Source organism: Sphingomonas sp., assembly GCF_026460985.1.
Lineage (GTDB): Bacteria > Pseudomonadota > Alphaproteobacteria > Sphingomonadales > Sphingomonadaceae > Sphingomonas.
On sequence record NZ_JAPKNM010000117.1, the window covers coordinates 34292 to 58050 of the forward strand.

Sequence of the window (23759 nt, forward strand, 5' to 3'; positions counted from 1 at the left end):
GCGCGATCAGGGCTTTGAGATCGGGCAGCTTCATCGCGCTACCCGAGGGTCACCCTCACCCTTCCGGCGCTTCGCGCCTCCTTCCCTCTCCCGATGGGAGAGGGAAGGGGCCCGCCGCCGAAGGCGGTGGGAAGGGTGAGGGTGAGCGCGATGCATTACCGCTCCGCCACCGTCATCACCGCATTGGGCAGCTGCGCGCGGATCTCGGGCGAGTACATCGCCTCCACCCGCGTCGCCGGCAGGCTGAACCGGCCCGCGGCGTTCAGGCGCATCACGTAGGAGATGGTGAAGTTGCCGCGCGGTACCCAGCCGTAATAAGCCCGCCACGAGCCCTGGCCGCGCTCGATCCAGTTGGGCGAGACGCCCTCGGCGGTTCCCGCTTGGCTGCCCAGCATCTCGGACTGGCCGCCCAGGCTGCCGATCACCGTCGCGCCGGTCGGCACCGGATCGTTGATCACCACCCAGTTGCGCTCGGCCGATGCCTCGACGCTGATCGTCACCTTGATCACGTCGCCGCGCGTGTAGCGCCCGGGCACCAGCCCCTGCACCACGCTGACCTGCTTCGTCATCCTGTACCCCGCCATCAGCGGCTGGGTGAGCGGCACCGCCGCCTTGACGCGGACGAACGCCCAGGGCCCGGCACCGCCCGACTGGCGCAGCACCAGAGGGCTGGTCGCCGCCGGCAGCGGCAGGCTGAAGCTGCGCTGCGGCTCGAGCAAAGGCCAGGGCCGGCTGACGCTCGCGCTGCCGAGGCTGGCGCTGGTCACCCCGGCGATCGCCTCCGCGGGATAGGCCGCCATGAATTTCCGGGCGACGATCGTGCCCCAGGCATTGCCGGTGGTCGTCCCCCAATGGCCGCGCTGCTGGCGCATCGCCACGCCGACCATCATCTTCGCCGAATCGTCCTGCCAGCCGGGGCGGCCGAGCGTGACGAGCACCGCCTTGATCGCCGCCTCGTCGTCCGACGACATCAGCCACCAGGGCATGTTGCCCTTGTCGCTGAGGTCGATCCGCGTGCCTTCATAGACCAGCCTGGTACGTAGCACCCGTTCGGCATCGGCGCGCAGCTGCGCACCGTTGGCGAGGCCGGGGACGCGGCCGAGCGCGGCGAGATAGTCGGCGAGCGACGAGGTCGGCATCTCGGCCGGCGCGATGCCGAGCTGGCCGAGCATCGCGCCGGTCGCCGCGCCCTGCCGCGCCAGCGCCGAGAAGGCGGCGATCCGCTGGAGCCGGACATCGCCATAATCCTCGCGGCGGAGGCGGCCGTCGAGCACTGCCTTCATCGCGTCGATCGCCTTGGCGCGGGGGCCCTCGGGGAGCGGCAGCCCGGCCTCGCCGCTGATCGACAGGATGTACGCCGTCAGCGCCTCCGATCCCGCCCATTCGCCGGGGAAGTAGCGCAACAGCCCGTCGCCATCCTGATAGGCCGGGAGCTCGGCGGCGATGCTGTTCCACATCCCCGTATCGCCCAGCGCGATCGCGCGCGAGGTACGCTGCTCGAGGCAGCCATAGGGATAGGCCGCCATGTAATCGCGCACGCCCTGGAGCGGCGGGGCGAGCGTGTCGGCGAGCGACACCTCGACCATGCCGAAGCCGGGCAGCGCGCCCGCCGGCGGGGCGATCGAGAAGCTGGTGCCTTCGCCGACTCGGGCGAGGCTCGCCGCCCAGGTCTCGACCGGCACCGCCGGGATCACGTCCTGCGCCACGGTCACGCGATCGACCGCCTTGCCGTCGGCCGATTTGGCCGAGACCGTCCAGGTCAGCTTGCCGGCCTGGTTCGGGGCGGTGAGGTTCCAGCTGACCGGCGCGGCGCCGCCCGCCGGGATCTCGACGGTGAGCGGCTTGCCGGTCGCCACCGCGGGGTTGAGCGCGACGGTCGCGGTCACCCGCATCGGCTTGTCCGATCCGTTGCGCAGCGTGAACATCGCCCCGAAGCTGTCGCCGGTGCGCACCACCTGCGGCACGCCCGGATAGATGCTGAGGTCCTGCTGGGTGCGGACGCTCGCCTCGCCGGTGCCGAAGAGTTGCGCGCCGTTGGTGGCGATCGCGACCAGCTTGAACGACGTCAGCGCGTCGGACAGCGGCACCGCCACGCGCGCGCGGCCATTGCCGTCGAGCGGGACCCTGCCCTTCCACAGCAATACCGGCTGGAAATTCTCGCGGTTGAGCCCCGAGAGATCGCCGCCGCCACCGCCGCCGGCCTCGACCGCCTTCTTGCCATAGTGCCGCTTGCCGACGACCTGGGTCTGCGCGGTCGAGGTGAGCACCGAGATCGGCCGGTCGCCCATCATCGCAGTGAGCACGTCCCAGCTCTCGTTGGGGGCGAGCTGGAGCAAGGCCTCATCCACTGCTGCGAACGCCACATCCGCCTCGCGCGCCGGCGATCCGTCGGGGTTCTTTACCTGCACCTCAACGCTGGCGGTGTCGCGCGCGGCATAGGTCGGCTTCTCGGCCTTGACCGCGACGCTCAGGCGATGCCCCTCCCAGCCGACCTTCACCTTGGCGATGCCCATCCGATAGGCCGGCTTGGCGAGGTCGACCGTCGCGGTCGGCTTGCCGCCGTCCTGGGAGAAGGGCAGCCCCCAGTCGCGTGCGAGATTCGAGCGCCAATTGGCCCAGCCCGAGACGCGGCCGCGCACCGCCATCACCGAGACATAGACGTCGGGGGCATAGGAGCCCGGCATCGGGACCTCGATCACCGGGTCCTTGCCGCTGAGGCCGACGACGAAGCTGGAGAGCACGCCCTCGCGCTCGACGGTGACCAGCGCGGTCGCTTCGCGGAAGGGCATGCGGACCTGGAACTTGGCTGTCTCGCCGGCCTTGTATTCGAGCTGCTCGGGGATGACGTCCATCCGGTCGCCATTGTCGCCGCCGAACCACCAATCGTCGTCGCCGACCAGCCAGGTCGAGCGCGTCGCGCGCGCGACATTGCCTTCTGCGTCCTTGGTCGTCGCGACGGCATAGACTTCGCCCGATACGCCGGGATCGAGCTGGCAGCTCGCCAGCCCCTGCGCGTCGGTCGTCGCCGAGCAGGTCGCGCCCAGCTTCGTGGTCTTCATCTGGTTGTCGTATGCGTAGAAGCCGCCGATCAGCCGGCGCCGCGCGGTGAGGATCTCGCGGCTGTAGAGCTCGACCGCAATGTCCTGGTTGGCGAGCGGCTTTCCCGAAGTGTCGAGCGCGACGAAGCGCAGGCGCAGATCGTCCTGCTTCATCAGCCAGCCGTCGGTCTTGATCCCGAGCTGGACCGCGCTGGTGTAGATCGGGATGCGGCGCGAGGCGGTCAGGATCTCGCCATTGGCGTCCTGATAATCCATCTCGATCTGCATGTTGGTCGGCTGGTCGAGGCTCTGGGGGATCTCGACCGAGGTCCGTGCGGTGCCGTCGCCGCCCAAGGTGACGGGCAGCGTCTGGGTCGGTGGCAGCGGCGTCGATTCCTCGTCGGTCTCGTCGTCGCCGTTCAGGGGCTTCACCCCCTCGGTCAGCGCGCGGCCGCCGAAGCTGTAGCTGTCATAGCCGTCGGGGGCGGAGACGCCCTCGAACCAGCCGACGCGCAATTCGACCGGCAGATTGCCCGCGCCGCCGCCCGAAAGATAGCCGACGAACAGGTCGAGCGGCAGCGTGCTCGGCCGCACCGCCGCTTCCTTGGGCCCCGCGATCGAGGCCTTCATCGTCGGGAGCTTATATTCGTCGAGCTTGAAGGACTGGCCGGTATAGGCGATCTTTTCGCTCTCGCCCTCGGTCGTCACGACCTGGATGTCGTAATCGCCCATCTTGGCGCCCTGCGGCGCGGTCCACTCGGTCTCGCCGATGCCGTTGGCGTCGATGCTCAGCGGCAAATCGTACTTCGTGTCCGAGCCGCGATGCGCGAGGCGCAGCGTGCCGGTGAAGGCGGGCGAAGTGCCGAAGCCGGTCGCGATCGGCTGGCGGACGATGTGTTTCATATGGATCGTCTCGCCCTGGCGGACGAGCGCGCGATCGAACACGGTGTGGAAGATCTGGTCCTGCTTCTGCCAGCCATAAGGCAGGTCGAAGTCGTACGGGCGGATGCCCTCGCCCCATTGGGTGAGCGTGAAGCTGAAATCGTCGGCTTTCCGCGCCGAGATCATCAGCGGCGAGGCGTTGCCGCTCTCGCAGCTCGAATAGGTCTCGGGCTCGGGGAGTCCCGCGGGGACGCCGAGCCGGCCCGAGGCATCGGTGGTGCCCTTGGCCAGGAGCTGGCCGGTGCAGCTGTCGGTGATGCGCACCTCGGCGCTGCCGACGCCCTTGCCGCTGTCGAGCGCGGTGACCCAGACCAGGGATTGGTCGCGGCCCCATTTGAAGTGCACGCTCATATTGGTGACGAGCGCGCCCGCGGCGACGTAGCGCGGCGAATTGCGGCCGAGCAATGCGTTGCCGAGCCGCGGGCTGGCGAGCTCGACGACATAGAATCCGGGCTTGGTCAGCGGGATGCCGACGACTTCGAACTCCTTGCCCTTGCCGGGCAGCGAGACCTGGAAGGGCTTGCCCGTGGCGGGGGTGAGCAGCGGCTTCGCACCGGTCTGGTTGATCCGGATCGTCTCGTCGCCGCGCTCGATCGTGTCGGTCTTGGTCTCGGCGGCATCGTCGATCGCGCGCAGCCATTTGGCGATTTCGCCGTCGCCGCCCTCGACCTTGAGGCTCTGCCCGCCGACCGCCATCTGCTTGCCGCCGAGCTGCGGCTCGACATTGCGCACGGTGACGGGGAGCACGCCGCCCTCGGCGGCTTCGAGGATGCCGAAATCGGCGGCGAACTTCACCAGCGGCGGCGCCTCGTCGAAGCGGACGTTTAGCGGGAAACGCTCGGCGTTGGAGAGCTTCCGCCCGCTCTCGTCGGTGACCTCGGTGGGGAGGGTGAGCTTGCCCACGACCGAAGCGGGGAGCGGCGCCTTGAACTTGACGTCTGCGATGGTCGCCTTGCGCTTCTCCTCGTCGGAGAAGATCGGGGTCAGCGCCTTGCCGTCGGGCAAGGTGATGCGGATCGCCTCGGCCTGGGCGCGGGGGATCGGCGCCGAGAAACGCACCCAGGCATCCTGCACCGGGCTGCACCCCGCCTGTGCATTGACGCGCGAGCATTCGAAGCGCGCCGCGAAGGGCTTCCGCACGGTGAAGTCGAAGCGCTGGTCGGTGCCGGCGGTACGCCCCGTCAGGCTGGCCACGTCCTTGCCCCAGACCAATGCGACGTCGCGGCCCGGCGGGAGCGGGCGGCGGCACTTGAGCGCGACGACGTTCGCCGTAGCCTTTTCGCGATCGGCGTCGCTGGCGGGAAGCGCCTTGGGCAGCCCCGCCTCCTCGAGGAAGCTCTGCACTTCCCAGCGATCGGTGCCGAGCCCGGCCAGGACCTTGCCGCGCACGTCGGCGGGCAGCACGTCGACCGGGATCTTCTCGCCCACCCCGTCGACCGCGCAATAGACATTGGCGGCGACCGAGGACGGGCTCGGCGCGAGGTTGGCGGCGACGAGGAAGGTCTGGTCCTCCTCGATCTCGCCACCATAGCGGCTCGGCAGCACCGCGCGCGCGATCGGCCCGCCGCTGTCGACGGTGAACTTGGTCTGGCCGGTGACCGCATAGCCGGCGAGGCTCTTGAGCTTGTCCTTCAAGGTGAAGGTACAGGTCACGCCGCCGGGCAAGGGGCTGGCGAATTCGTGGACATAGGTCTGCTGGTCGACCCAGCGCCCCTCACCGCCGACCGGGCATTCGACATCGAACGGGCCGGCCGCGCGCGGATCGCCGAGCGGGACCATCGCGGCGTTGAACCGCGCGGTGAAGCGCTCGATCGCGCCGCCGCCGACGCCGGGCGTCGCCATCTCGACCTGCGGGCTATTGTCGCCCATCGCCAGCGTGGCGCCCAAGGGAGCGGCGACCAGCGCCAATATCCCGAGCCGGACAGCGAGCTTCATGGCAGCCAATTCCCCCCAAAGGTCGGCGGCATCCTAGCCGTGCCCGGAATGCAGGCCAACGCCGAATCGAGCACCTCCGAAACAGATGGAAATCGTCCCGGCCGCTGCGAAGTAAACTTGATAGTTCCTTAAATACCAAGGAAGATCGTTTCATCCGAATCGGGGGGTTCGCGATGCTGGGGCCGTCATGTTGATCGTCGCGATAGACGCGATTGCGCGCGAAGCGACGTTGTTCGCCGCGATATGGTTCCTCGTCGGCGGCGTGGACGATCTTCTGGTCGACCTGATCTATATCGCCAGGCGTACTCATCTGCGGCTCTTTTCGCGGTTTCGGACGCCGCCTGCCGCGGCGACTCTCGCGGCCGTGCCGCCGGGCAGGATCATCCTGTTCGTCGCCGCATGGGACGAGGCGCGAGTGATCGGCCGGATGCTGCGCACCGCACTCGCCCGGTTCGAGCATGACGATTACGCCATCTATGTCGGTACCTATCCCAACGATCCGGCGACGATCGCCGCCGTCGCCGCGGTGGCGGGGGAGGATCCGCGCGTCCGGCTGGCGATCGGCGGCGCGCCGGGGCCGACGACCAAGGCCGATTGCCTCAACACGCTCTGGCGCGCGCTGCTGCGCGACGAGGCGGCGGAGGGATTCGCGGCGCTGGGGATCGTCCTCCACGATGCCGAGGACATCGTCCACGCGCAGGAGCTCGGCATCTATGCCCGTTGGCTCCAGCATCATGCGACGGTGCAGCTGCCGGTGATGCCGCTGCCGCACCCGCGCTCGCGCTTCGTCGCCGGCCATTATTGCGACGAATTCGCCGAGGCGCATGCGAAGCAGCTCGTCGTGCGCCAGGCGCTCGGCGCGGGGCTTCCGCTCGCGGGCGTGGGCTGCGCGATCCGGCGCGACATGCTCGCGGCGATCGCGGCGGCGCGCGGCGGATCGCCCTTCGACGCGACCAGCCTCACCGAGGATTACGAGCTCGGGCTGACGATCAACGCGATGGGCGGCAAGGCGGCGCTCGCGCGCGTTCCCGAACGGCCCGGCGGGCCGCCCGTGGCGGTGCGCGCCTATTTCCCCGACACGCTCGGCGCGGCCGTGCGACAGAAGGGGCGCTGGCTGACCGGGATCGCGCTCGCCGGATGGGACCGGACGGGATGGCGCAGGGCGGTGCATCTCGCCGATCACTGGATGCGCATGCGCGACCGGCGGGCGACGCTGGCGCTGCCGGTGCTCGCCATCGCTTATTGCGCCTTGCTGCTCTGGGGCGCGTCGCTGGCGGCGCATGTCATGGACCGATCGGCCATACCGGCGCTCGATCCGTTGGTCGAGGTCCTGCTCTGGACGAATATCGCCCTGGTCGGGTGGCGGTTGCTGGTGCGCGCGGCGTTCGTGCATCGCTCCTATGGCTGGCGCGAGGCCCTCTGGTCGGCGCCGCGGGTGTTCGTGGGCAATTATATCGCCCTGCTCGCCGCGCGCCGCGCGATCGGGCTCTATGCGCGGATACTGCTCGGCGCCGCGCCGCATTGGGACAAGACCGACCACCAATTCCCCGACCTGCCGGAGCAGGCCGCGCTGTGATCGGGCGGGGGCGGCCGGTCCGCTTTCTCGCCTTGGTCCTGCTGGGCTGGATCGGCGCGCGCTTCGCCTTGCTCTGGTCGCAGACCGGCTCGCTCCCCGAGGCGATCGAGGCGATGGTGCCGCTGGCATCGGCCGAACCCGGCGCGGGGGCCGTGGCGGCACCTCCGCAGGTCCATTCCGTCACCGCGCTGCGAAAGGCGCGGATCGCTGCCGTCACGCCTGCCGGAGCGCTGGCAGCGGCGCGTGCAGTGCTTCCCGAATCGGATCCGGCGCGCGTCCAGATGGCGCTGCTCGCGCTCGTCCAATATGGCACGCCCGCAACCGTCGGTGTCGCCACGGTGCCGCTGCCGCCGGCCGCTCAGCCCGAGCGGCTGCCGGGCCTGCCCTCGCGCTGGTCGGCGAGCGCCTGGTTCGTCGCGCGGCCCGGCACCGGCCTCGGCGCGGCGCCGGGCGGGAGTCAGCTCGGCGGCGGTCAGGCGGGGCTTCGCGTCGCCTGGCTGCTCGCGCCCCGCCAGCGCATCGCCGCCTTCGCCCGCGTAGCGACGCCGCTCCGGGGCAAGGGCGCCGAAGGATCGATCGGGCTCGAATGGCAGCCGATGGACGCGCCGGTGCGACTCGTCGCCGAGCAGCGCTTCGGGCTCGACGGCAGCCGGGGCGGCCCGGGCATCGGCGCGATCGCCGGCTATGACGGCACGATCGCGGGGCTCAGGCTCGAATCCTACGGCCAGGCCGGCGCGATCCGGCGCGCGCGCACCGAGCCCTATGCCGACGGCGCGGTCCGCGCGACGCGGACCCTGGCCGAGGGCGACGGCATCCGCCTCGCGTTCGGCGGAGGCGCCTGGGGCGCGGCCCAGCGCGACGCGGCGCGCCTCGATCTCGGCCCCTCCGCGACGCTCGCGCTGCCGCTCGCCGGGCAGGACGTCCGCCTCGCGCTCGACTGGCGCCAGCGCATCGCCGGCAACGCCCGCCCGGGATCGGGCCTCGCGCTCACGCTGGGGAGCGATTTCTAGATCGTATCGACATTCAAATCCTCCCCGCCAGGGGGAGGTGGCGCCGAAGGCGTCGGAGGGGGAGGTAAGCAGCGCCCTCTCCAACCGAGCGCAGTGCTTCCGCCCCCTCCGTCACGCTATGCGTGCCACCTCCCCCTGGCGGGGGAGGATGGAAAGTCCTCGCTCGCCTGAATGTCGATACGACCTGGAGCGCCACGTTGCTCACCGGACAATAATTCCCCAAACCAGCCGCGGGCTTTTGCAGTCCCGTGCAAACGCGGTATCGCCTTCATCCAATGGATCTCTACCTCCCCATCGCCAATCTGTCGGTCAACGCGCTGGTGATCGTGGCGCTGGGGCTGGGCGTCGGGCTGCTCTCGGGCATGTTCGGGGTGGGCGGCGGGTTCCTCACTACACCCTTGCTGATCTTCTACGGCATCCCGCCCACCGTCGCCGCGGCCTCGGCCGCCAGCCAGGTGACCGGCGCGAGCGTATCGGGCGTGTTCGCGCATTTCCGGCGCGGCGGGGTCGACGTGCACATGGGGCTGGTGCTGGTCGTGGGCGGCGTCATCGGCAGCATCGCCGGCGCGGTATTGTTCCGATTGCTCCAGGCGAGTGGTGCGATCGATACGGTGATCGCGGTCCTCTATGTGCTGATGCTCGGCTCGATCGGCGGGCTGATGCTCCACGAATCGGTGACGGCGGTGCGCGTCGGCCGCGGTGCCGCCCCGCCGCGCCCGCGCAAGCGGCGGCACCATCCGCTGGTCGCGATGCTTCCCCTGCGCTGGCGCTTCTATCGCTCGGGGCTCTACATCTCGCCGCTCGCGCCGCTGCTGCTCGGCTTCTTCACCGGCATATTGACCGTCCTGCTCGGCGTCGGCGGCGGCTTCATCCTGGTGCCGGCGATGCTCTATCTGCTCGGCATGGGCACGCAGGTGGTGGTCGGCACCTCGCTGTTCCAGATCCTGTTCGTCACCGCCGTGGCGACGATGGTCCACGCCACCACCACCAAGGCGGTCGACATCGTCCTCGCGGTGCTGCTGCTGCTCGGCTCGGTGGCGGGCGCGCAGCTCGGCGCGCGCTTCGCCCAGAAGGCCAAGCCCGAATATCTCCGCCTCACGCTTGCTTTGATCGTGATCGTCGTCGCGCTCCGGATGCTGCTCGGGCTCGCCTGGCGGCCCGACGAGATCTTCTCGGTCGAGCTGCTGTGAAGCGAGTGCTTCTCTTTGCTTCCGCTGCGCGGAAGGGCGGCACCAGCCCGCTCCCCCACCCGGCCACCCATAATATACTGCCGTTGGGTGGCCGGGTGGGGGAGCGGGCCGGCACCGCGAGAGCAAGCGCTTTGCTGATGCTCGCGGCCCCGCTGCTGATGGGGCAGGCCAAGCCCGTGCTCGTCCCCGACGTCTCGCAGCGCGACATCGAGATCGCCTATTCCTTCACCGGCGCCGAATTGCTGCTGTTCGGCGCGATCCTCTATCCGAGGGGGCGCGCGCCCGACCCGGAGGACGGGCCGGTCGACGTGGTCGTGGTGGTCAAGGGGCCGACCCAGGCGATCCTGGTGCGCGAGAAGGCGAAGGTCGCCGGGATCTGGGTCAACGCCGAATCGATGCGCTATCGCTCGGCGCCGAGCTTCTATGCGATCGCCTCGTCGCGCCCGATTCGCGGAATCGTCGACCAGCGCACCCGCGCGATCTTCGAGCTCGGCGTCGACAGCCTCCAGCTTTCGCCGGCCTCGGGCGCGATCCCCGAGGTGCAGCAGCGGTTCGACCGCGGGCTGGTCGACCTGCGCACGCGCAGCGGCCTCTATTACGAGGCGCCGGGCGCAGTGGAGATCACCGGGGGCGTGCTCTATCGCGCCCGGCTGAACATCCCCGCGCGCGTGCCGGTGGGGCGCTTCACCGCCGAGACCTTCCTGATCCAGAATGGGCGCGTGCTTGCCGCCGCGGTGCGGCCGATCGACATCCGCAAATCGGGCTTCGAGCGCTTCGTCGCGAGCAGCGCCGAGCATTACTCGATTTCCTACGGGCTGGTGGCGGTGGCGCTGTCGGTGCTGTTCGGCTGGGGGGCGGGCGCGATCTGGCGGCGCTTCTAGGGACCCGGGCCGTATCGGCATTCAGCCTTCTCAATCCTCCCCCGCCAGGGGAGGTGGCGCACGCAGTGCGACGGAGGGGGCGGAATCACGCCGATGGTGAGTTGCCGTCCTCCCCCTCCGTCAGCCTGCGGCTGACACCTCCCCCTGGCGGGGGAGGATCGGAAGCGGCAGGGGCTCAACCACGCGCGTCCGATCAAAGCCGAATGGCGTTTCACCCCAATCCTCGGACAACCCAATATTTACGCTCGTTGCTTATGGTCCCCCGCGCAACCCCCGGGGAGTATCCGATGGAAGGTCAGTTCGGCGCGCGCGCCCTCGACAATGCCGCGCCCGTTTCGTCGGGAGACGCGGTCTCGCCGCGCGGCCAGCTCCGCGCGATCGGCGCGGTGTTCGATATCGCCGGCTCGTCGAGCCAGGTGATGTTCGATCCCGCCGAGATCGAGGCGCTCGCCGCCAACAGCGACGTCGCGATCGCCAATGCGGGGCAGGTGGGCAGCCAGGTCAAGATGCGCGTGGGCAATACGTGGCTGATCGCCAATGTCCGCTCGCTCCGGCTCGACGGCAATGGCGACCGGATCGCGGCGCAGGTCGATTTCCTCGGCGAGGGCGACGAGGAGAAGCTGACCGGCAAGCTCTACAAGTTCCGCCGCGGCGTCACCCGCTATCCCACGCCGGGCTGCGCGGTGTTCCCGGTCTCGACCGCCGACCTCAAGCAGATCTACGCCGCCGACGGCCGCGCGCATATCGAGATCGGCAACGTCTATCCCACCAAGGACATCCGCGCCGCGCTCTATGTCGACTCGATGCTCGGCAAGCATTTCGCGCTGCTGGGCTCGACCGGTACCGGCAAGTCGACCGCGGCGGCTTTGATCCTCCACCGGATCTGCGAGCTCGCGCCCCAGGGTCACATCGTGATGATCGACCCGCACGGCGAATATGCCAGCGCGTTCAAGAATACCGGCGCGCTCTACGACGTCTCGAACCTGCAGATGCCCTATTGGCTGATGAACTTCGAGGAGCATTGCGAGGTGTTCCTGACCACCTCGGGCTCGGACCGCCAGGTCGACGCCGACATCCTCGCCAAGTGCATCCTGCTCGCCAAGGGCAAGAACCGGCTGGCGCAGGAGTTCGGCAAGCTCACCGTCGACGCGCCCATCCCCTATCTGCTCTCGGACCTCACCCAGATCCTCCAGCTCGAAATGGGCAAGATGGACAAGGCGACCGACACGGCGCCCTATCTGCGCCTCCGCAGCAAGATCGACGAGATCAAGGGCGATCCGCGCTACGCCTTCATGTTCTCAGGCATGCTGGTCGCCGATTCGATGGCGAACTTCCTCGCGCGCATCTTCCGCCTGCCGGGCGACGGCAAGCCGATCTCGATCATCGACGTGTCGGGGGTACCGAGCGAGATCACGTCGGTCGTGGTCGCGGTGCTCAGTCGCATGGTGTTCGACTTCGCGATCTGGTCGCGCGGCGAGGCCAAGCGCCCGGTGCTCCTGGTCTGCGAAGAGGCGCACCGCTACGTCCCCAACGAGCGCAACGCCGACGGCTCGTCGGTCGGCCGCATCCTCAGCCGGATCGCCAAGGAAGGCCGCAAGTACGGCGTCTCGCTGGGGCTGATCACGCAGCGCCCCTCGGACCTTGCCGAGGGCGTGCTGTCGCAATGCGGCACGATCCTGTCGATGCGATTGAACAACGAGCGCGACCAGGCCTTTGTGCGGGCGGCGATGCCCGAAGGCGCGCGCGGCTTCCTCGATTCGATCCCGGCGCTGCGCAACCGCGAGTGCATCGCGGTCGGCGAAGGCGTCGCGACGCCGATCCGCCTGCTGTTCGACAGCCTCGAGGACGGCAAGCGCCCGGCCTCCGACGATCCCCTCTTCTCCGAATTGTGGCGCATGACCGGCGGAGAGGAGCAGATCCTCGAGCGCACGATCAAGCGCTGGCGCTCGCAGGGGAAGTAGCATCTGGGGTTCCCCTCCCTGCAAGGGAGGGGCTAGGGGTGGGTATAGAAAAGGCCGGGCTCGATGCCTGGCCTTTTCTATTTCACCAGCCGTCCGAAGGGCTCGCTGCGCTCGCACCCACCCCCAACCCCTCCCTTGCAGGGAGGGGAGTCTTTCAATCCTCGTCCTTCGCGCCGCGGCCCACCGGCACCGCCAGCAGTTCGTGCAATTTCGAGCGGAAGGCGCCGAGGTCGCTGCCGGCCAGCTGGCGCATCGAGGTGAACGATACCGAGCGCGGGTTCACCGCGGCGCCGTTCTTGTAGAGCTCGTAGTGCAGATGCGGGCCGGTCGACATGCCGGTGCTGCCCACCGCGCCGATCAGCTGTCCCTTGCGCACGCTCTGCCCACCCCGGACGAGGATGCGGCTGAGATGGCCATAGCCGGTGCCGAAGGCGCCGCCATGGTCGAGCTTGATGAAATTGCCATAGCCCGAGCTGCGACCGGCGAACTGCACGACGCCGTCGGTCGCGGCATAGACCGGCGCGCCCCAGGGCGCGGCGATGTCGATGCCCCGGTGCATGCGGGTATAGCCGAGCAGCGGGTGGCGGCGCATGCCGAAGCTCGACGAGATGCGGCCCGCGGCGGGCATCGCCATCATGCCCGTCCTGCTGCCCTTGCCGAGTCCGTCGAACCACTCGGTCTTGCCGTTCGATTCCCACGGCATCAGCTGGACCCTGGAATCGCAGCCGCTGACGCCGGCATAGAGCAGGTTGCCCAGCTGGACCTCGCCGGTGGCGGCGCGTGCCTGCTTGACGATGATGTCGAACTTGCAGTCCGAGCCGAGCCGCGAGACGGGCACGCGCGTGGCGAGCGTGCGGATATAGGATTCGACCGCCTTGGCCGGAGCGCCGGCGGCGCGGGCCGAGCGATAGAGGCTCGATCCGATCGCGCCCTGGACGCGCAGCGGCGTATGATCGATCGCGATCGGGATCTGCTTGAGCGCGAGGCCGCTGCCGTTCCGCGCGACTTCGAGCTTGAGGTCGAAGCGGGCGCGGAAGGCCATGTTCTGCAAGGGGCGCGGCTGCGACTTGTCGGTGCGGCGGCCGAGCGTGAGGTCGAGCGTGGTGCCCGGCTGGATCTCGTTGAAGGCGACGGCCCTGGTGACGAGCGCGCCGACCTGCTCGGCATCCCTGGCGCCGACGCCCGAGCGGCGCAGCACGCTGAGCAGCGCCTCGCCCGAAGCCAATTTGACGCCGTCGAGGCTGATCATCGGGCGCTCGGGCGTGTCGGTGAGCGGCGAGACCAACCGGGTCGCGGCGACGCGGTAGCCGGTGGTGCCGCCCTTGCCGAGCGGCGCGATCGCCTGAGCGCGCGCGGCGTCGAGCTCGGCGCCGGTGAAGGCGGGTGCGACGGTGCCGTAGATCGGGGTCTCGAAGCCGGGCGCCATCAGGAAGGTGAGCGCGCACAGCCCCAGGCAGGTGGCGGCGCCGCGATACCAGGTGAGCGAGCCGATCCGCGCGCCGAGATCGGGGGCGAGGTCGAGATTGGCGAAGACGCGGCGCTTGAGCTTGGTGCTGAGCGCGGTGCCGGGCACGGCCGCGAGCGCAGGCGCACCGGCCGCGCCGCCGCCGAGCTCCAGACCATGATCGTTACGCAGGAACAAGGCGCGATGCCCCCCGAAGAACCCGTCGTCGAAAATGTCGCCACCCCCGGCGAACACTGGATCAGTGTGGAAGAGAGCATTTAAAGTCAAATTAAGCAGCCCATTCCGTTCCCAGTCCTGCGGCGACCCGTGCGGGCGGCGGGACAAAGGGATGCCCATGTTTGAATGTCCCAATAAATCAACATAGTTAAGGAAGGTTCGCAATCAGGGGGTGTTGCTTAAGGGCTGACTCGGAACGATGTTGGTGAACGATCATGAGTCAGTTCGCACGTTCGCCGGTCACCGCGGTGCTCGGCCCCACCAATACCGGCAAGACCCATCTCGCCGTCGAACGGATGTGCGGCCATGCCAGCGGCATGATCGGCTTCCCGCTGCGGCTGCTCGCGCGCGAGATCTACGACCGGGTGGTGAAGCTCAAGGGCGTGGAATCGGTCGGGCTGATCACCGGCGAGGAGAAGATCCTGCCGCCCAAGGCCCGCTGGCTGCTGTGCACCGCCGAGAGCATGCCGGTGGAGAGGGAAGTGGCGTTCGTCGGGCTCGACGAGGCGCAATTGGGCGCCGATCCCGAGCGGGGCCATGTCTTCACCGATCGGCTGCTGCGCGCGCGGGGGCGCGAGGAGACGATGATCCTCGGCTCGGACTCGCTCAAACCCATGCTCAAGGCCCTGGTCCCCGAAGCCGAGATCATCGGCCGGCCGCGCTTCTCGACCTTGAGCTATGCCGGCGCGAAGAAGCTCTCGCGCCTGCCCCGCCGCTCGGCGATCGTCGCCTTCTCGGCCGAGGAAGTCTATGCGGTGGCCGAGGCGCTGCGGCGGCTGCGCGGCGGCGCGGCGGTGGTGATGGGTGCGCTCTCCCCGCGCACGCGCAACGCCCAGGTCGCGATGTTCCAGGCCGGTGAGGTCGACTATCTCGTCGCCACCGACGCGATCGGCATGGGATTGAACATGGACGTCAACCATGTCGCCTTCGCCAGCCTCGCCAAGTTCGACGGCCGCCGCCAGCGCCGCCTGACCGTTGCCGAGATGGCGCAGATCGCCGGGCGCGCGGGGCGGCACCAGCGCGACGGGACCTTCGGTGCGCTCCATGAGGAGGGCCCCAACGCCTTCACGCCCGAGGAAGTGCTGGCGCTCGAAGCGCATCAGGTGCCGCGGCTCGAACGGCTCTATTGGCGCGAGGGCGAGCCCGATCTGACCAGCATCGAGGCGCTGATCGCCAGCCTCGAGGCCAAGCCCACGGCCGAAGTGCTGCGCGCCGCGCCCGAGGCGACCGACCTCGCGGTGCTCAAGCGGCTGGCCGAGGAGGATTGGGTGCGTGCGCGGGTGCGCTCGCCCAGGATGGTCGCGCGGCTCTGGGCGGCGTGCGGGCTTCCCGACTTCCGCAAGCTCGGCGTCGATCCGCATGCGCGCTTCGTCGGGCGGCTGTTCGGGCATCTCTCCGAGAGCAACGGCCATGTCCCGCACCAATGGTTCGCCGACGAGATCGCGCGGCTCGACAATATGGGCGGCGACGTCGAGACGCTCGCCGGGCGGATCGCGGCGGCGCGCAGCTGGGCCTATATCGCGCACCGCGCCGACTGGCTGGAAGACCCGATCCACTGGGCCGAGCGCACCCGCGCGATCGAGGAGAAACTGTCCGACGCGCTCCACGCCAGCCTGACCCAGCGTTTCGTCGACAAGCGCACCACGGTGCTGCTGCGCCAGATCGGCGCGGACGCGTCGAACCTGCCGGTGACGATCGGGCCCGAGGGCGAAGTGAGCGTCGAGGAGCATCCGCTCGGGCGGCTCGAGGGGTTCCGCTTCACCGTCCAGCCCGACGCGCGCGCCGCGGACAAGCGCATGCTGCTCGCGGCGGCGGAGAAGAGGCTGGCAGGGGAGTTCAGGAAGCGCGGCGTGGCGCTGGTGGAAGCTAGCGACGAGGAACTGCACTACACCCCCGTTCGCCCCCGGACTGGATCCGGGGTTGTCGAAGCGCCGTCCTTGAGCTCAGGAGAGAAGAAGAACTGCCCTTCGACAAGCTCAGGGCGAACGGGAGTGGTTTGGCGTGGTGTTCCGGTGGCGACGTTCCAGCCCGGTCCAAATCTCGTTCGCCCCCGGATCGTGCTCGATCGCGCGCTAGACGTACTCGATCCGCAGGCGCGCAATGCCGTGCAGGCGCGGCTGGAGGCGTGGTTCGCCGGGCAGGTCGCCCTCCATCTCCCTACGTTGGCGAAGCTCGACGCGGCGAGTCGCGATCCCGCGGCGGGCGGGCCACTGCGCGCGCTGGCGAACGCGCTGCTCGATGCCGGCGGGCTGCTTCCGCGCCGCGCCGCCGCCGCTCTGGTCGAGGCGCTCGACGGCGACGCCCGCAAGCGGCTGCGGACGATCGGGGTGACGATCGGCACGCTCGACCTGTTCGCGCCGGCCCTGCTCAAGCCCGGCGCCGCGCGCTGGCGGCGCGAGCTGATGGGGCTGGCGAACGCGCCGCCAGAGGGATCGACGGTGCTGGCGCGAAACGCGCCGGGCGCCGATCTCGTGCACGGCTTTCGCCCGTTGGGCGCGCAGGCGGTGCGCGTCGACCTGGTCGAGCGGATCGCCCGGGCGGCGCATGATGCGCGGCAGGGGCGGAAACCGTTCGCGCCCGATCCCGCGCTGGCGACGTCGATCGGCCTCAAGCCCGAGACGATCGCGCGGCTGATGGCGCAGCTCGGCTTCAAGACCGCCAGGGCGCGCGACGGCGAACCGCAGCGCTGGATCTGGCAGGGCCTCGTGCCGGTCGCCAAGCCCAAGGCCGCGCCGACCGACAATGCCTTCGCCGTGCTCGCGGGGCTGCGCGGTGGCTGACGGCGACAGCATCCGGCTCGATCGCTTCCTGTGGTTCGCGCGGCTGGCGAAGACGCGCAGCGCCGCGCAGGCGATCGCCGAGAAGGGCACCTTGCGCCTCGACGGGCGGCGGATCGAGCGCTCGGCGGCGGCGGTGCGCGTCGGCGCGATCATCGTCTTCCCGCTCTACGGCAAGGTCCGCGCGCTGCGCGTCGAGGCGCTGCCCAAGCGCCGCGGCCCTCCCGCGGAGGCAGCGCAGCTATATACCAGCCTCGAAATCATAGCCCCCAGAAACGTTGACGCCGCAGAGTCCGAGGCATAGCAGGGGCCCGAGTCCAGACCTTTGCCGCTCAGGGGAGCCGACCTGCCATGACCTATGTCGTCACCGACGCCTGCATCCGGTGCAAGTACATGGACTGTGTCGAGGTGTGTCCGGTCGACTGCTTCTACGAGGGCGAGAACATGCTCGTCATCAATCCCAGCGAATGCATCGACTGCGGCGTCTGCGAGCCCGAATGCCCGGCCGAGGCGATCCTGCCCGACACCGAGAACGGGCTGGAAAAGTGGCTCGAGCTCAACCGGACCTATTCGGAGGAGTGGCCCAACATCACCCAGAAGGGTGATGTCCCCGCCGATGCCGACGCGCTAAAGGGCGAGGAAGGCAAGTTCGAGAAGTATTTCTCGGCGGCTCCCGGTACGGGAAGCTGATCCCGGCGCGCCGGCGGCGCGCATTGCCCACAAGAATCTTCGCCGCAGTGCACATAAATGCGCTGCAGCGATGACGTGCGGCTGGTAATTTTGTTGCAAGCGTGTTAAATAGACCGCGACGGGGGCGATGAATCGCCCTTCCGCCCGGAGAAGCATACGTTGTTGTCCCGAACCGCCTGCCGGGCGCCGCGCGCGCCAGGGCCGACGCCGCAATCGTTCGGGACCGGTTATTCACGGAAAGGTCTCTAGCACATGGCTGCCAAGGCGCTGTCCTTCGATGTCGGCGATTATGTCGTTTACCCCAAGCACGGCGTGGGCCGTGTTATCGAGCTGCAGAAATCCGAAATTGCGGGAATGCAGCTCGAGCTCTACGTGCTGCGCTTCGAAAAAGAGAAGATGACGCTGCGCGTGCCCACCAACAAGGCCGAGAGCGTCGGCATGCGCAAGCTGTCGAGCGACAAGACGCTCAAGGAAGCGCTCGAGACGCTCAAGGGCAAGCCCAAGGTCAAGCGCACCATGTGGTCGCGCCGCGCGCAGGAATATGAAGCGAAGATCAATTCGGGCGACCTCGTGTCGATCGCCGAAGTGGTCCGCGACCTGTTCCGCGCCGACGACCAGCCCGAGCAGAGCTATTCGGAGCGCCAGATCTTCGAAGCCGCCGCCTCGCGCCTCGCGCGTGAGCTCGCCGCGATGGAGGAGGTCGACGAGCCGACCGCGCTCGAGAAGATCCTCGAGATCCTGCGCAAGGCCGCAGCGGTCTGGAACAAGGACAAGGTCCCGGCCTGAGGGGCTCAGATCGGTGACTTTCGGCAAGGGGCGGACCGGCAACGGCCGCCCCTTTTCCTTTGCCGGGACATGGTGTATTGCGCAAGCAACACACAAGTTCGGGAGAAGGAAATGCGTATGTTGCTGATCGTCGCATTGTTGCCGCTGGCCGCGTGCCAGTCGAACTGGGAGAAGCAGGGCCAGGCGGCGCAGGCCAGCGGGACCGGCGCCACGCGCAGCTTCGCGGCGAGCGGCTTCACCGGCGTCGAGCTCCGCGGCCCGGACGATGTCGACGTCAAGACCGGCCAGAACTTCTCGGTGACCGCCGAGGGCGACTCCAAGGTGCTCGACCAGCTCGACATCCGCGTCGTCGACGGCGCGCTGCGCGTCGGGCGCAAGGATTCGAAGGACCGCTGGTTCAACAGCGATCACGGCGCGCGCATCCATGTCGTGATGCCCAGGCTCACCGCCGCCTCGGTCTCCGGCTCGGGCGACCTGGGCGTCGACCGCGCCGAGGGCGATTTCGCCGGCGCGGTGGCCGGTTCGGGCAACCTCAACATCGCCGAGCTGCGCGCCAATGCCGCCGACCTCTCGATCGCCGGCTCGGGCGACCTCAACGTCGCCGGCAACGCCGCGAAGCTTTCCGCCTCGGTCGCGGGCTCGGGCGATATCGACGCGGTACGCCTGACCGCGACGAGCGCCGACGTGTCGATCGCCGGCTCGGGCAATGTCCGCGGGACGGTCAAGGGGCCGGCCTCGGTCTCGATCGTGGGATCGGGAGACGTCGAGTTGGGCGGCGGCGCCAAATGCACGGTCAGCTCGGTGGGCTCGGGCGAGGCGCGCTGCATCTAGGGCTTGTCTGGGCGGGCGCGGCGGGCGAGTGTCGCGCGATGCGATCGCTGCTCCTCGCCCCGCTCCTGCTGCTAACCGCCGCGGCGCCCGCGCAGGAGCGCGGCTTCATGGTCGGCAGCTTCGAGCGGCTCCGCGTCGAAGGGCCGTTCGAAGTCGAGGTCGTCACCGGCCCGCCCCGGGCCGTGGCGACCGGCGACCGCGTGGCGCTCGATCAGGTCACCGTGCGCACCACTGGCGACACTCTGGTGGTGAGCGCGGGTCCGCTCGCCTGGGCGGGGCGCAAGGGGACGACGCTGCCGAAGCTGCGCGTGTCGGTGCCCGCATTGCGCGGAGTAGCACTCACCGGCGGCGCGCGGGTGCGGGCGGCGGAGATGCGCAGCGGCAGGGTCGAGCTCATGCTGACCGGCGGGGGAAGCCTGGACGTGGGCGGCATCAAGGCCGACGACCTGGTCGTGAGCCTCACCGGCACCGGCGCGATCACGCTCGCGGGCACCGCGGCGCGCGCCAGGATACGCAACTACGGCGCGGGATCGGTCGATGCCGGCGCGCTGATCGCGGGCGACGCGAACCTGACCTCCGAGAGCAGCGGCGACATCCGCATCCAGGCCCGCTACACCGCGCAGGCGACCGCCCTGGGCAGCGGCGGGATCAGCATCGCCGGCAAGCCCGAATGCACGCTGCGCGGCCCCGGGCCGATGACCTGCTCGGGGACGATCCGGCGTTAGGTTCTCAACCTAGGCCGCGAGCGGGAAGCGGAGCAGGCGGTCGTCGAGCGGCACCAGAGCCTGCGCGCCGCGGCCGACGGCGCGGACGATCTCGGGATGGTGCGCGTCGAGCCCGCCGGTGAGCGATCCGAAGGCGGGCAGGATCAGCTTGCGCGCCGTGGCGACGAAGCAGCGGCGCGACACTTGCCGCCCGCGCATGCTGATCCGGAGCTTGGGATGGAAATGCCCGGAGAGCTCGGGTCGCGGATCGCCCGGCTCGGCCTCGTGGCGCAGGACCAGGCCGTCGATCTCGGCCTCCTCGACGATGCTCCCGCCGCAATGATCGACCAGCAGCGAATCATGGTTGCCGGTGATCCAGTGCCAATCGACCCGGCCGGTCAGCGCCGTCAGCAGCGCGCGCGCGTCGTCGGGCAGGCGCTCGCAGCCGGCCGAATCGTGGAAGCTGTCGCCGAGGCACCAGAGTTCGCGCGCGTTCGTGCGGTCGACCAGGGCCGCGAGCGCGGCGAGCGTCGCCAGCGAATCGTAGGGCGGCAGCATCTGCCCCTTGCTGGCGAACCAGCTGCCTTTCTCGAAGTGCAGGTCGGCGACGAGCAGCGCCGACCGGGCGGGCCAGTAGAGCGCGCCTTCGACGAGCGCCTGGAACGCGTGACCGCCGAACGAAAGGGGAACCATGTTCCGCCTATCCCGCCGGTGGGGCGGCGCTGTCAACCTGAACTGTCACCCCGGCGGAGTTGGATCGACACTCAAAATCCTCCCCCGCCAGGGGGAGGTGGCGCCGAAGGCGTCGGAGGGGGAGGTAGCGATGACCTCTCCAACCGAGCGCAGTGATTCCGCCCCCTCCGTCATGCTTCGCATGCCACCTCCCCCTGGCGGGGGAGGATTGAATGGCCTCCGCGCGACTGGAGTTTGTCCCCTCAGGCCGTCGCAGCCTCCGGCGCGTCGGCGAGTGCCATCGCGCCCAGCCGGTCGAGGATGCGCACCCAGGAGCGGATGCCCTTGTGGAAGCTGTTGAGGTCGTATTTCTCGTTGGGCGAGTGGATGTTGTCGTCGTTGAGCGCGAAGCCGACCATCACGCTGTCCATGCCCAGGATCGATCGGATCGAATTGACCACGGGGATCGAGCCGCCGCTGGCGAGGAGCGCGGACTTGCCCCATTCGGCGTCGAGCGCGGCGCGGGTGGCGGCGAGCGGCGGGCTGTCGCTCGACAGGCTGATCGCGCGCGATCCGCCGCGCACGTTGAATTCGGCCGAGCAATCCCCGGGCAGGCGGGTGCGGACATGCTCCTCGAACGCCGACCAGATTTGGTCAGGATCCTGCTCGCCGACCAGGCGGAAGCTCACCTTGGCATGGGCCTCGGCCGGGATGACGGTCTTGAAACCTTCGCCGATATAGCCGCCCCAGATGCCGTTGATCTCGGCGGTCGGGCGCGCCCAGCTCTGCTCGAGCACGCCGACGCTCTTCTCGCCCGCGGGGAGGCTGAGGCCGACATCGCTCAGGAACGCCTCGGCGTCGAAGCCGAGCGCGTCCCAGCTCTCGCGGACGTCCGGGCTGATCGGGCGCACGCCGTCGTAGAAGCCGGCAAGCGTGACGCGGCCGTCGGCGTCCTTGAGGTCGGCGAGGATGTTCGCGAGCACCTGGATCGGATTGCGCGCGGGACCGCCATAGAGGCCCGAATGCAAGTCGCGCGCGGGGCCGCGCACGGTGACCTGCCCGCCTGCCATGCCGCGCAGCCCGATGGTGAGCCCCGGCGTCGCGGTGTCCCACATCGACGTGTCGCAGATCAGCGCGAAGTCCGCCTTGAGCTCCTCGGCATTGGCGTGGAGGAACGGCTCGAGGCTCTCGGATCCCGATTCCTCCTCGCCCTCGAACAATATGGTGACGCGGACGGGCAGCTTGCCGGCGGTCTCCTTCCAGGCGCGGCAGGCCTCGATGAAGGTGCGCAGCTGGCCCTTGTCGTCCGATGCGCCGCGGCCGACGATCGCCTTGGTGCCGTCGGCGCGCGTCTCGAGCACGGGATCGAACGGGTCGCGCTTCCAGAGTTCGAGCGGATCGACCGGCTGGACGTCGTAATGGCCGTAGAACAGCACGTGCGGCGCGTCTTCGTCCTCTGGGCCGTCATGGTGCGCGACGACCATCGGGTGGCCGAGCGTCGGCGCGACGCGCGCGTCGAAGCCGAGCGCGGCGAGTTCGTCGGCGAGCTGCTGCGCGGCGGCCCGGCACTCGGCGGCATAGGCCGGATCGGTCGAGATCGAGGGCACGCGCATCAGCGCGAACAGGCGGTCTAGGCTCTGGTCGAGATGGGTCTCGACATAAGCGAGCGCGGCGGCGGAGTCGGTCATGGCCGAGCGCTACGCCTCGACAAGCGGCGGGGCAAGGCGGGGCGGCCTCGGGATTGGTACCGACCGCATCGGTGCGTCGGCCGGGCGAAATCGCGGTTTCCGTGGCGACGGACGCCGATAGGAGCCGCGCCTATTCCCTATTGCCTGCGGCTGCTTGTGCGCCTGGCTGACGGGATATTGCTGTTTCAAAGCAACGACAAATGAGAGGTGCTGCATGCTATAGTTATTAAAGAATTAATTATAACTAATGCAGTTTGTTAATTATTTATACGCTTGCGTAACGTTCGATGATGTTCGAACGTGATCGCGCGACTTAAACACGGAATAGTGAATTTATCTTTGCGTCACCAGCATGCATCCTGAATCAAGTTGCATCAGGGTTGGCCCCAATGGTGCAGGCCCCGCTTCGGACGCACGCTGTCTCGGTTGAGTCGTGGAAAACAGCCTAACTCGGGATTGCGTATCCGTGCCCATCGAGAATGAATCCGTGACCAAGCTCCTGCGCGACGCCGAGACGCGCCTGCTCGAAAGCCGGCGCTCGGTGGATGATGCCCTCGATCTCGTCCGGCGCGCGTCCGAACTGGCGCAGGAGGTGCCCGGGGCGGAAACGGGACCCGCGCTCCAGGCCGTGCTCGATTCGCACCGCGAGGAGCTGGTCGGCCTCGTCCTCTCCGCGCTCGAGCAGGGCGCGAAGCCGCGCGACGCGCGAAACGACTATCTCAACTCGCTCGTCTATCGCGAGGAGGACAATCAGTATCGCGTCGGGCGCCGCCAGGTCGGGCTGACCGAGTCGGAGAAGCATGTGCTCGACCTGCTGTGGCAGGCGATGCCGCAGCCGGTCTCGCGCGGGCATATCCACCGGGCGCTCTATGCGGGGATCGAGCAGGCGACGATCGGCACGATCGACGTGTTCGTCTCCAATCTGCGCCAGAAGCTCAAGCTCGCCAGCGGCGGCCGCGACTATATCCAGTCGATCCGCGGCCAGGGCTGGGCGCTCAAGCCCGAACTGTGCCGGAGCCGGACGAAGGGCGGCGAGGATGCCGGCGCCGAGGCGAGCCGCCACCGCGCCTGACGCGGATCAGGCCTTCCCGCCGTTGACGAGGCGCAATTGGACCGGATGGCCGCCGCGATGCGCGCGGTCGAAGCCTGCGGCATAGTCGCGGATGCGGTCGCCCAGGGCGGTCGCGACCTGCGGATGGCGATGGAGCGGGCTGGCGGCGATGTCGCCGAGCGCGTGGAGGCGCCGTGCCGCCGCGTCCGCGTCGAGCAGGCCGAGATTGACGAGGTCGACATAGATCGACGAGGCGAGCAGCGCCTGCGCCTCGATCAGCGTTTCGACGATCTCGCCGAGGTCCTCGGGGCGGACGGTGCTCATGCGTCCAACTAAGAGCCGTTCC

The 23759-nt window shown here is 69.1% G+C and carries 17 protein-coding genes; 12 read left to right on the plus strand and 5 right to left on the minus strand.

Annotated elements, in window-relative coordinates; translation table 11 throughout:
- Nucleotides 1-155: 155 nt before the first annotated feature.
- The gene (locus tag MT490_RS19005) at nucleotides 156-5915 is read right to left on the minus strand and encodes an MG2 domain-containing protein (protein WP_297391184.1); all 5760 of its coding nucleotides are present in this window, start codon (nucleotides 5913-5915) and stop codon (nucleotides 156-158) included.
- 187 nt (nucleotides 5916-6102) lie between these two features.
- On the opposite strand from MT490_RS19005, the gene MT490_RS19010 reads away from it, so the two are divergent.
- The 5 genes from MT490_RS19010 (at nucleotide 6103) to MT490_RS19030 (ending at nucleotide 12533) form a co-directional block, all read left to right on the plus strand.
- Nucleotides 6103-7491, plus strand: a complete 1389-nt coding sequence (locus tag MT490_RS19010; RefSeq protein ID WP_297391186.1) for a glycosyl transferase family protein — start codon at nucleotides 6103-6105, stop codon at nucleotides 7489-7491.
- Entirely contained in the window at nucleotides 7488-8501 is a 1014-nt protein-coding gene (locus tag MT490_RS19015; protein ID WP_297391187.1) for a hypothetical protein, read from the plus strand. The genes MT490_RS19010 and MT490_RS19015 overlap by 4 nt, the downstream gene beginning before the upstream one ends.
- A gap of 275 nt (nucleotides 8502-8776) precedes the next feature.
- Nucleotides 8777-9691 carry a sulfite exporter TauE/SafE family protein gene (locus MT490_RS19020; protein WP_297391189.1) on the plus strand — a complete coding sequence of 305 codons (915 nt, stop codon included), beginning with the start codon at nucleotides 8777-8779 and terminating at the stop codon, nucleotides 9689-9691.
- Between the two features lie 137 nt (nucleotides 9692-9828).
- The gene (locus MT490_RS19025) at nucleotides 9829-10572 is read left to right on the plus strand and encodes a TIGR02186 family protein (protein ID WP_297391191.1); all 744 of its coding nucleotides are present in this window, start codon (nucleotides 9829-9831) and stop codon (nucleotides 10570-10572) included.
- A 287-nt stretch (nucleotides 10573-10859) separates the two neighbouring features.
- Entirely contained in the window at nucleotides 10860-12533 is a 1674-nt protein-coding gene (locus tag MT490_RS19030; protein WP_297391193.1) for a DUF87 domain-containing protein, read from the plus strand.
- Between the two features lie 154 nt (nucleotides 12534-12687).
- On the opposite strand, the gene MT490_RS19035 is transcribed toward MT490_RS19030, so the two are convergent.
- On the minus strand, nucleotides 12688-14175 hold the full coding sequence (locus MT490_RS19035) for a M23 family metallopeptidase (RefSeq protein WP_297391195.1): 1488 nt from the start codon (nucleotides 14173-14175) through the stop codon (nucleotides 12688-12690).
- A gap of 254 nt (nucleotides 14176-14429) precedes the next feature.
- On the opposite strand from MT490_RS19035, the gene MT490_RS19040 reads away from it, so the two are divergent.
- The 6 genes from MT490_RS19040 (at nucleotide 14430) to MT490_RS19065 (ending at nucleotide 20023) form a co-directional block, all read left to right on the plus strand.
- A complete protein-coding gene (locus MT490_RS19040; RefSeq protein ID WP_297391197.1) occupies nucleotides 14430-16994 on the plus strand; it encodes a helicase-related protein in 2565 nt (854 codons plus the stop codon).
- The gene (locus MT490_RS19045) at nucleotides 16987-17295 is read left to right on the plus strand and encodes a S4 domain-containing protein (protein WP_297391199.1); all 309 of its coding nucleotides are present in this window, start codon (nucleotides 16987-16989) and stop codon (nucleotides 17293-17295) included. Before MT490_RS19040 ends, MT490_RS19045 begins: the two co-directional genes overlap by 8 nt.
- Nucleotides 17296-17342: 47 nt before the next feature.
- The gene (gene fdxA, locus MT490_RS19050; RefSeq protein WP_297391201.1) at nucleotides 17343-17681 is read left to right on the plus strand and encodes a ferredoxin FdxA; all 339 of its coding nucleotides are present in this window, start codon (nucleotides 17343-17345) and stop codon (nucleotides 17679-17681) included.
- A 252-nt stretch (nucleotides 17682-17933) separates the two neighbouring features.
- Nucleotides 17934-18467: a CarD family transcriptional regulator gene (locus tag MT490_RS19055; protein WP_297391203.1), complete on the plus strand. Its 534-nt coding sequence runs from the start codon at nucleotides 17934-17936 to the stop codon at nucleotides 18465-18467.
- A gap of 111 nt (nucleotides 18468-18578) precedes the next feature.
- Nucleotides 18579-19298 (plus strand): head GIN domain-containing protein, encoded by a 720-nt coding sequence (locus tag MT490_RS19060; RefSeq protein WP_297391205.1) that lies wholly within the window; start codon nucleotides 18579-18581, stop codon nucleotides 19296-19298.
- A gap of 38 nt (nucleotides 19299-19336) precedes the next feature.
- Nucleotides 19337-20023, plus strand: coding sequence for a head GIN domain-containing protein (locus tag MT490_RS19065; RefSeq protein ID WP_297391207.1), 687 nt, complete (start codon nucleotides 19337-19339; stop codon nucleotides 20021-20023).
- Between the two features lie 9 nt (nucleotides 20024-20032).
- Here the strand turns inward: MT490_RS19065 and pdeM are convergent, their stop codons facing one another.
- Nucleotides 20033-20695, minus strand: a complete 663-nt coding sequence (gene pdeM, locus MT490_RS19070) for a ligase-associated DNA damage response endonuclease PdeM (protein WP_297391209.1) — start codon at nucleotides 20693-20695, stop codon at nucleotides 20033-20035.
- 242 nt (nucleotides 20696-20937) lie between these two features.
- Nucleotides 20938-22362: a dipeptidase gene (locus MT490_RS19075; RefSeq protein ID WP_297391211.1), complete on the minus strand. Its 1425-nt coding sequence runs from the start codon at nucleotides 22360-22362 to the stop codon at nucleotides 20938-20940.
- 487 nt (nucleotides 22363-22849) lie between these two features.
- Here MT490_RS19075 and MT490_RS19080 point away from each other — a divergent pair, with 487 nt between their 5' ends.
- Nucleotides 22850-23434 (plus strand): helix-turn-helix domain-containing protein, encoded by a 585-nt coding sequence (locus MT490_RS19080; RefSeq protein WP_297391213.1) that lies wholly within the window; start codon nucleotides 22850-22852, stop codon nucleotides 23432-23434.
- Between the two features lie 6 nt (nucleotides 23435-23440).
- Here MT490_RS19080 and MT490_RS19085 read toward each other — a convergent pair whose 3' ends face one another.
- Nucleotides 23441-23737 (minus strand): hypothetical protein, encoded by a 297-nt coding sequence (locus tag MT490_RS19085; RefSeq protein ID WP_297391215.1) that lies wholly within the window; start codon nucleotides 23735-23737, stop codon nucleotides 23441-23443.
- Between the last annotated feature and the right edge of the window lie 22 nt (nucleotides 23738-23759).

Bases quoted from the DNA above. Each gene is read 5' to 3' on its own strand.
- MT490_RS19005 (WP_297391184.1), bottom strand. From the start codon at position 5,915: ATGAAGCTCGCTGTCCGGCTCGGGATATTGGCGCTGGTCGCCGCTCCC.
- MT490_RS19010 (WP_297391186.1), top strand. From the start codon at position 6,103: ATGTTGATCGTCGCGATAGACGCGATTGCGCGCGAAGCGACGTTGTTC.
- MT490_RS19020 (WP_297391189.1), top strand. From the start codon at position 8,777: ATGGATCTCTACCTCCCCATCGCCAATCTGTCGGTCAACGCGCTGGTG.
- MT490_RS19025 (WP_297391191.1), top strand. From the start codon at position 9,829: ATGCTCGCGGCCCCGCTGCTGATGGGGCAGGCCAAGCCCGTGCTCGTC.
- MT490_RS19030 (WP_297391193.1), top strand. From the start codon at position 10,860: ATGGAAGGTCAGTTCGGCGCGCGCGCCCTCGACAATGCCGCGCCCGTT.
- MT490_RS19040 (WP_297391197.1), top strand. From the start codon at position 14,430: ATGAGTCAGTTCGCACGTTCGCCGGTCACCGCGGTGCTCGGCCCCACC.
- fdxA (WP_297391201.1), top strand. From the start codon at position 17,343: ATGACCTATGTCGTCACCGACGCCTGCATCCGGTGCAAGTACATGGAC.
- MT490_RS19055 (WP_297391203.1), top strand. From the start codon at position 17,934: ATGGCTGCCAAGGCGCTGTCCTTCGATGTCGGCGATTATGTCGTTTAC.
- MT490_RS19060 (WP_297391205.1), top strand. From the start codon at position 18,579: ATGCGTATGTTGCTGATCGTCGCATTGTTGCCGCTGGCCGCGTGCCAG.
- MT490_RS19065 (WP_297391207.1), top strand. From the start codon at position 19,337: ATGCGATCGCTGCTCCTCGCCCCGCTCCTGCTGCTAACCGCCGCGGCG.
- pdeM (WP_297391209.1), bottom strand. From the start codon at position 20,695: ATGGTTCCCCTTTCGTTCGGCGGTCACGCGTTCCAGGCGCTCGTCGAA.
- MT490_RS19075 (WP_297391211.1), bottom strand. From the start codon at position 22,362: ATGACCGACTCCGCCGCCGCGCTCGCTTATGTCGAGACCCATCTCGAC.
- MT490_RS19085 (WP_297391215.1), bottom strand. From the start codon at position 23,737: ATGAGCACCGTCCGCCCCGAGGACCTCGGCGAGATCGTCGAAACGCTG.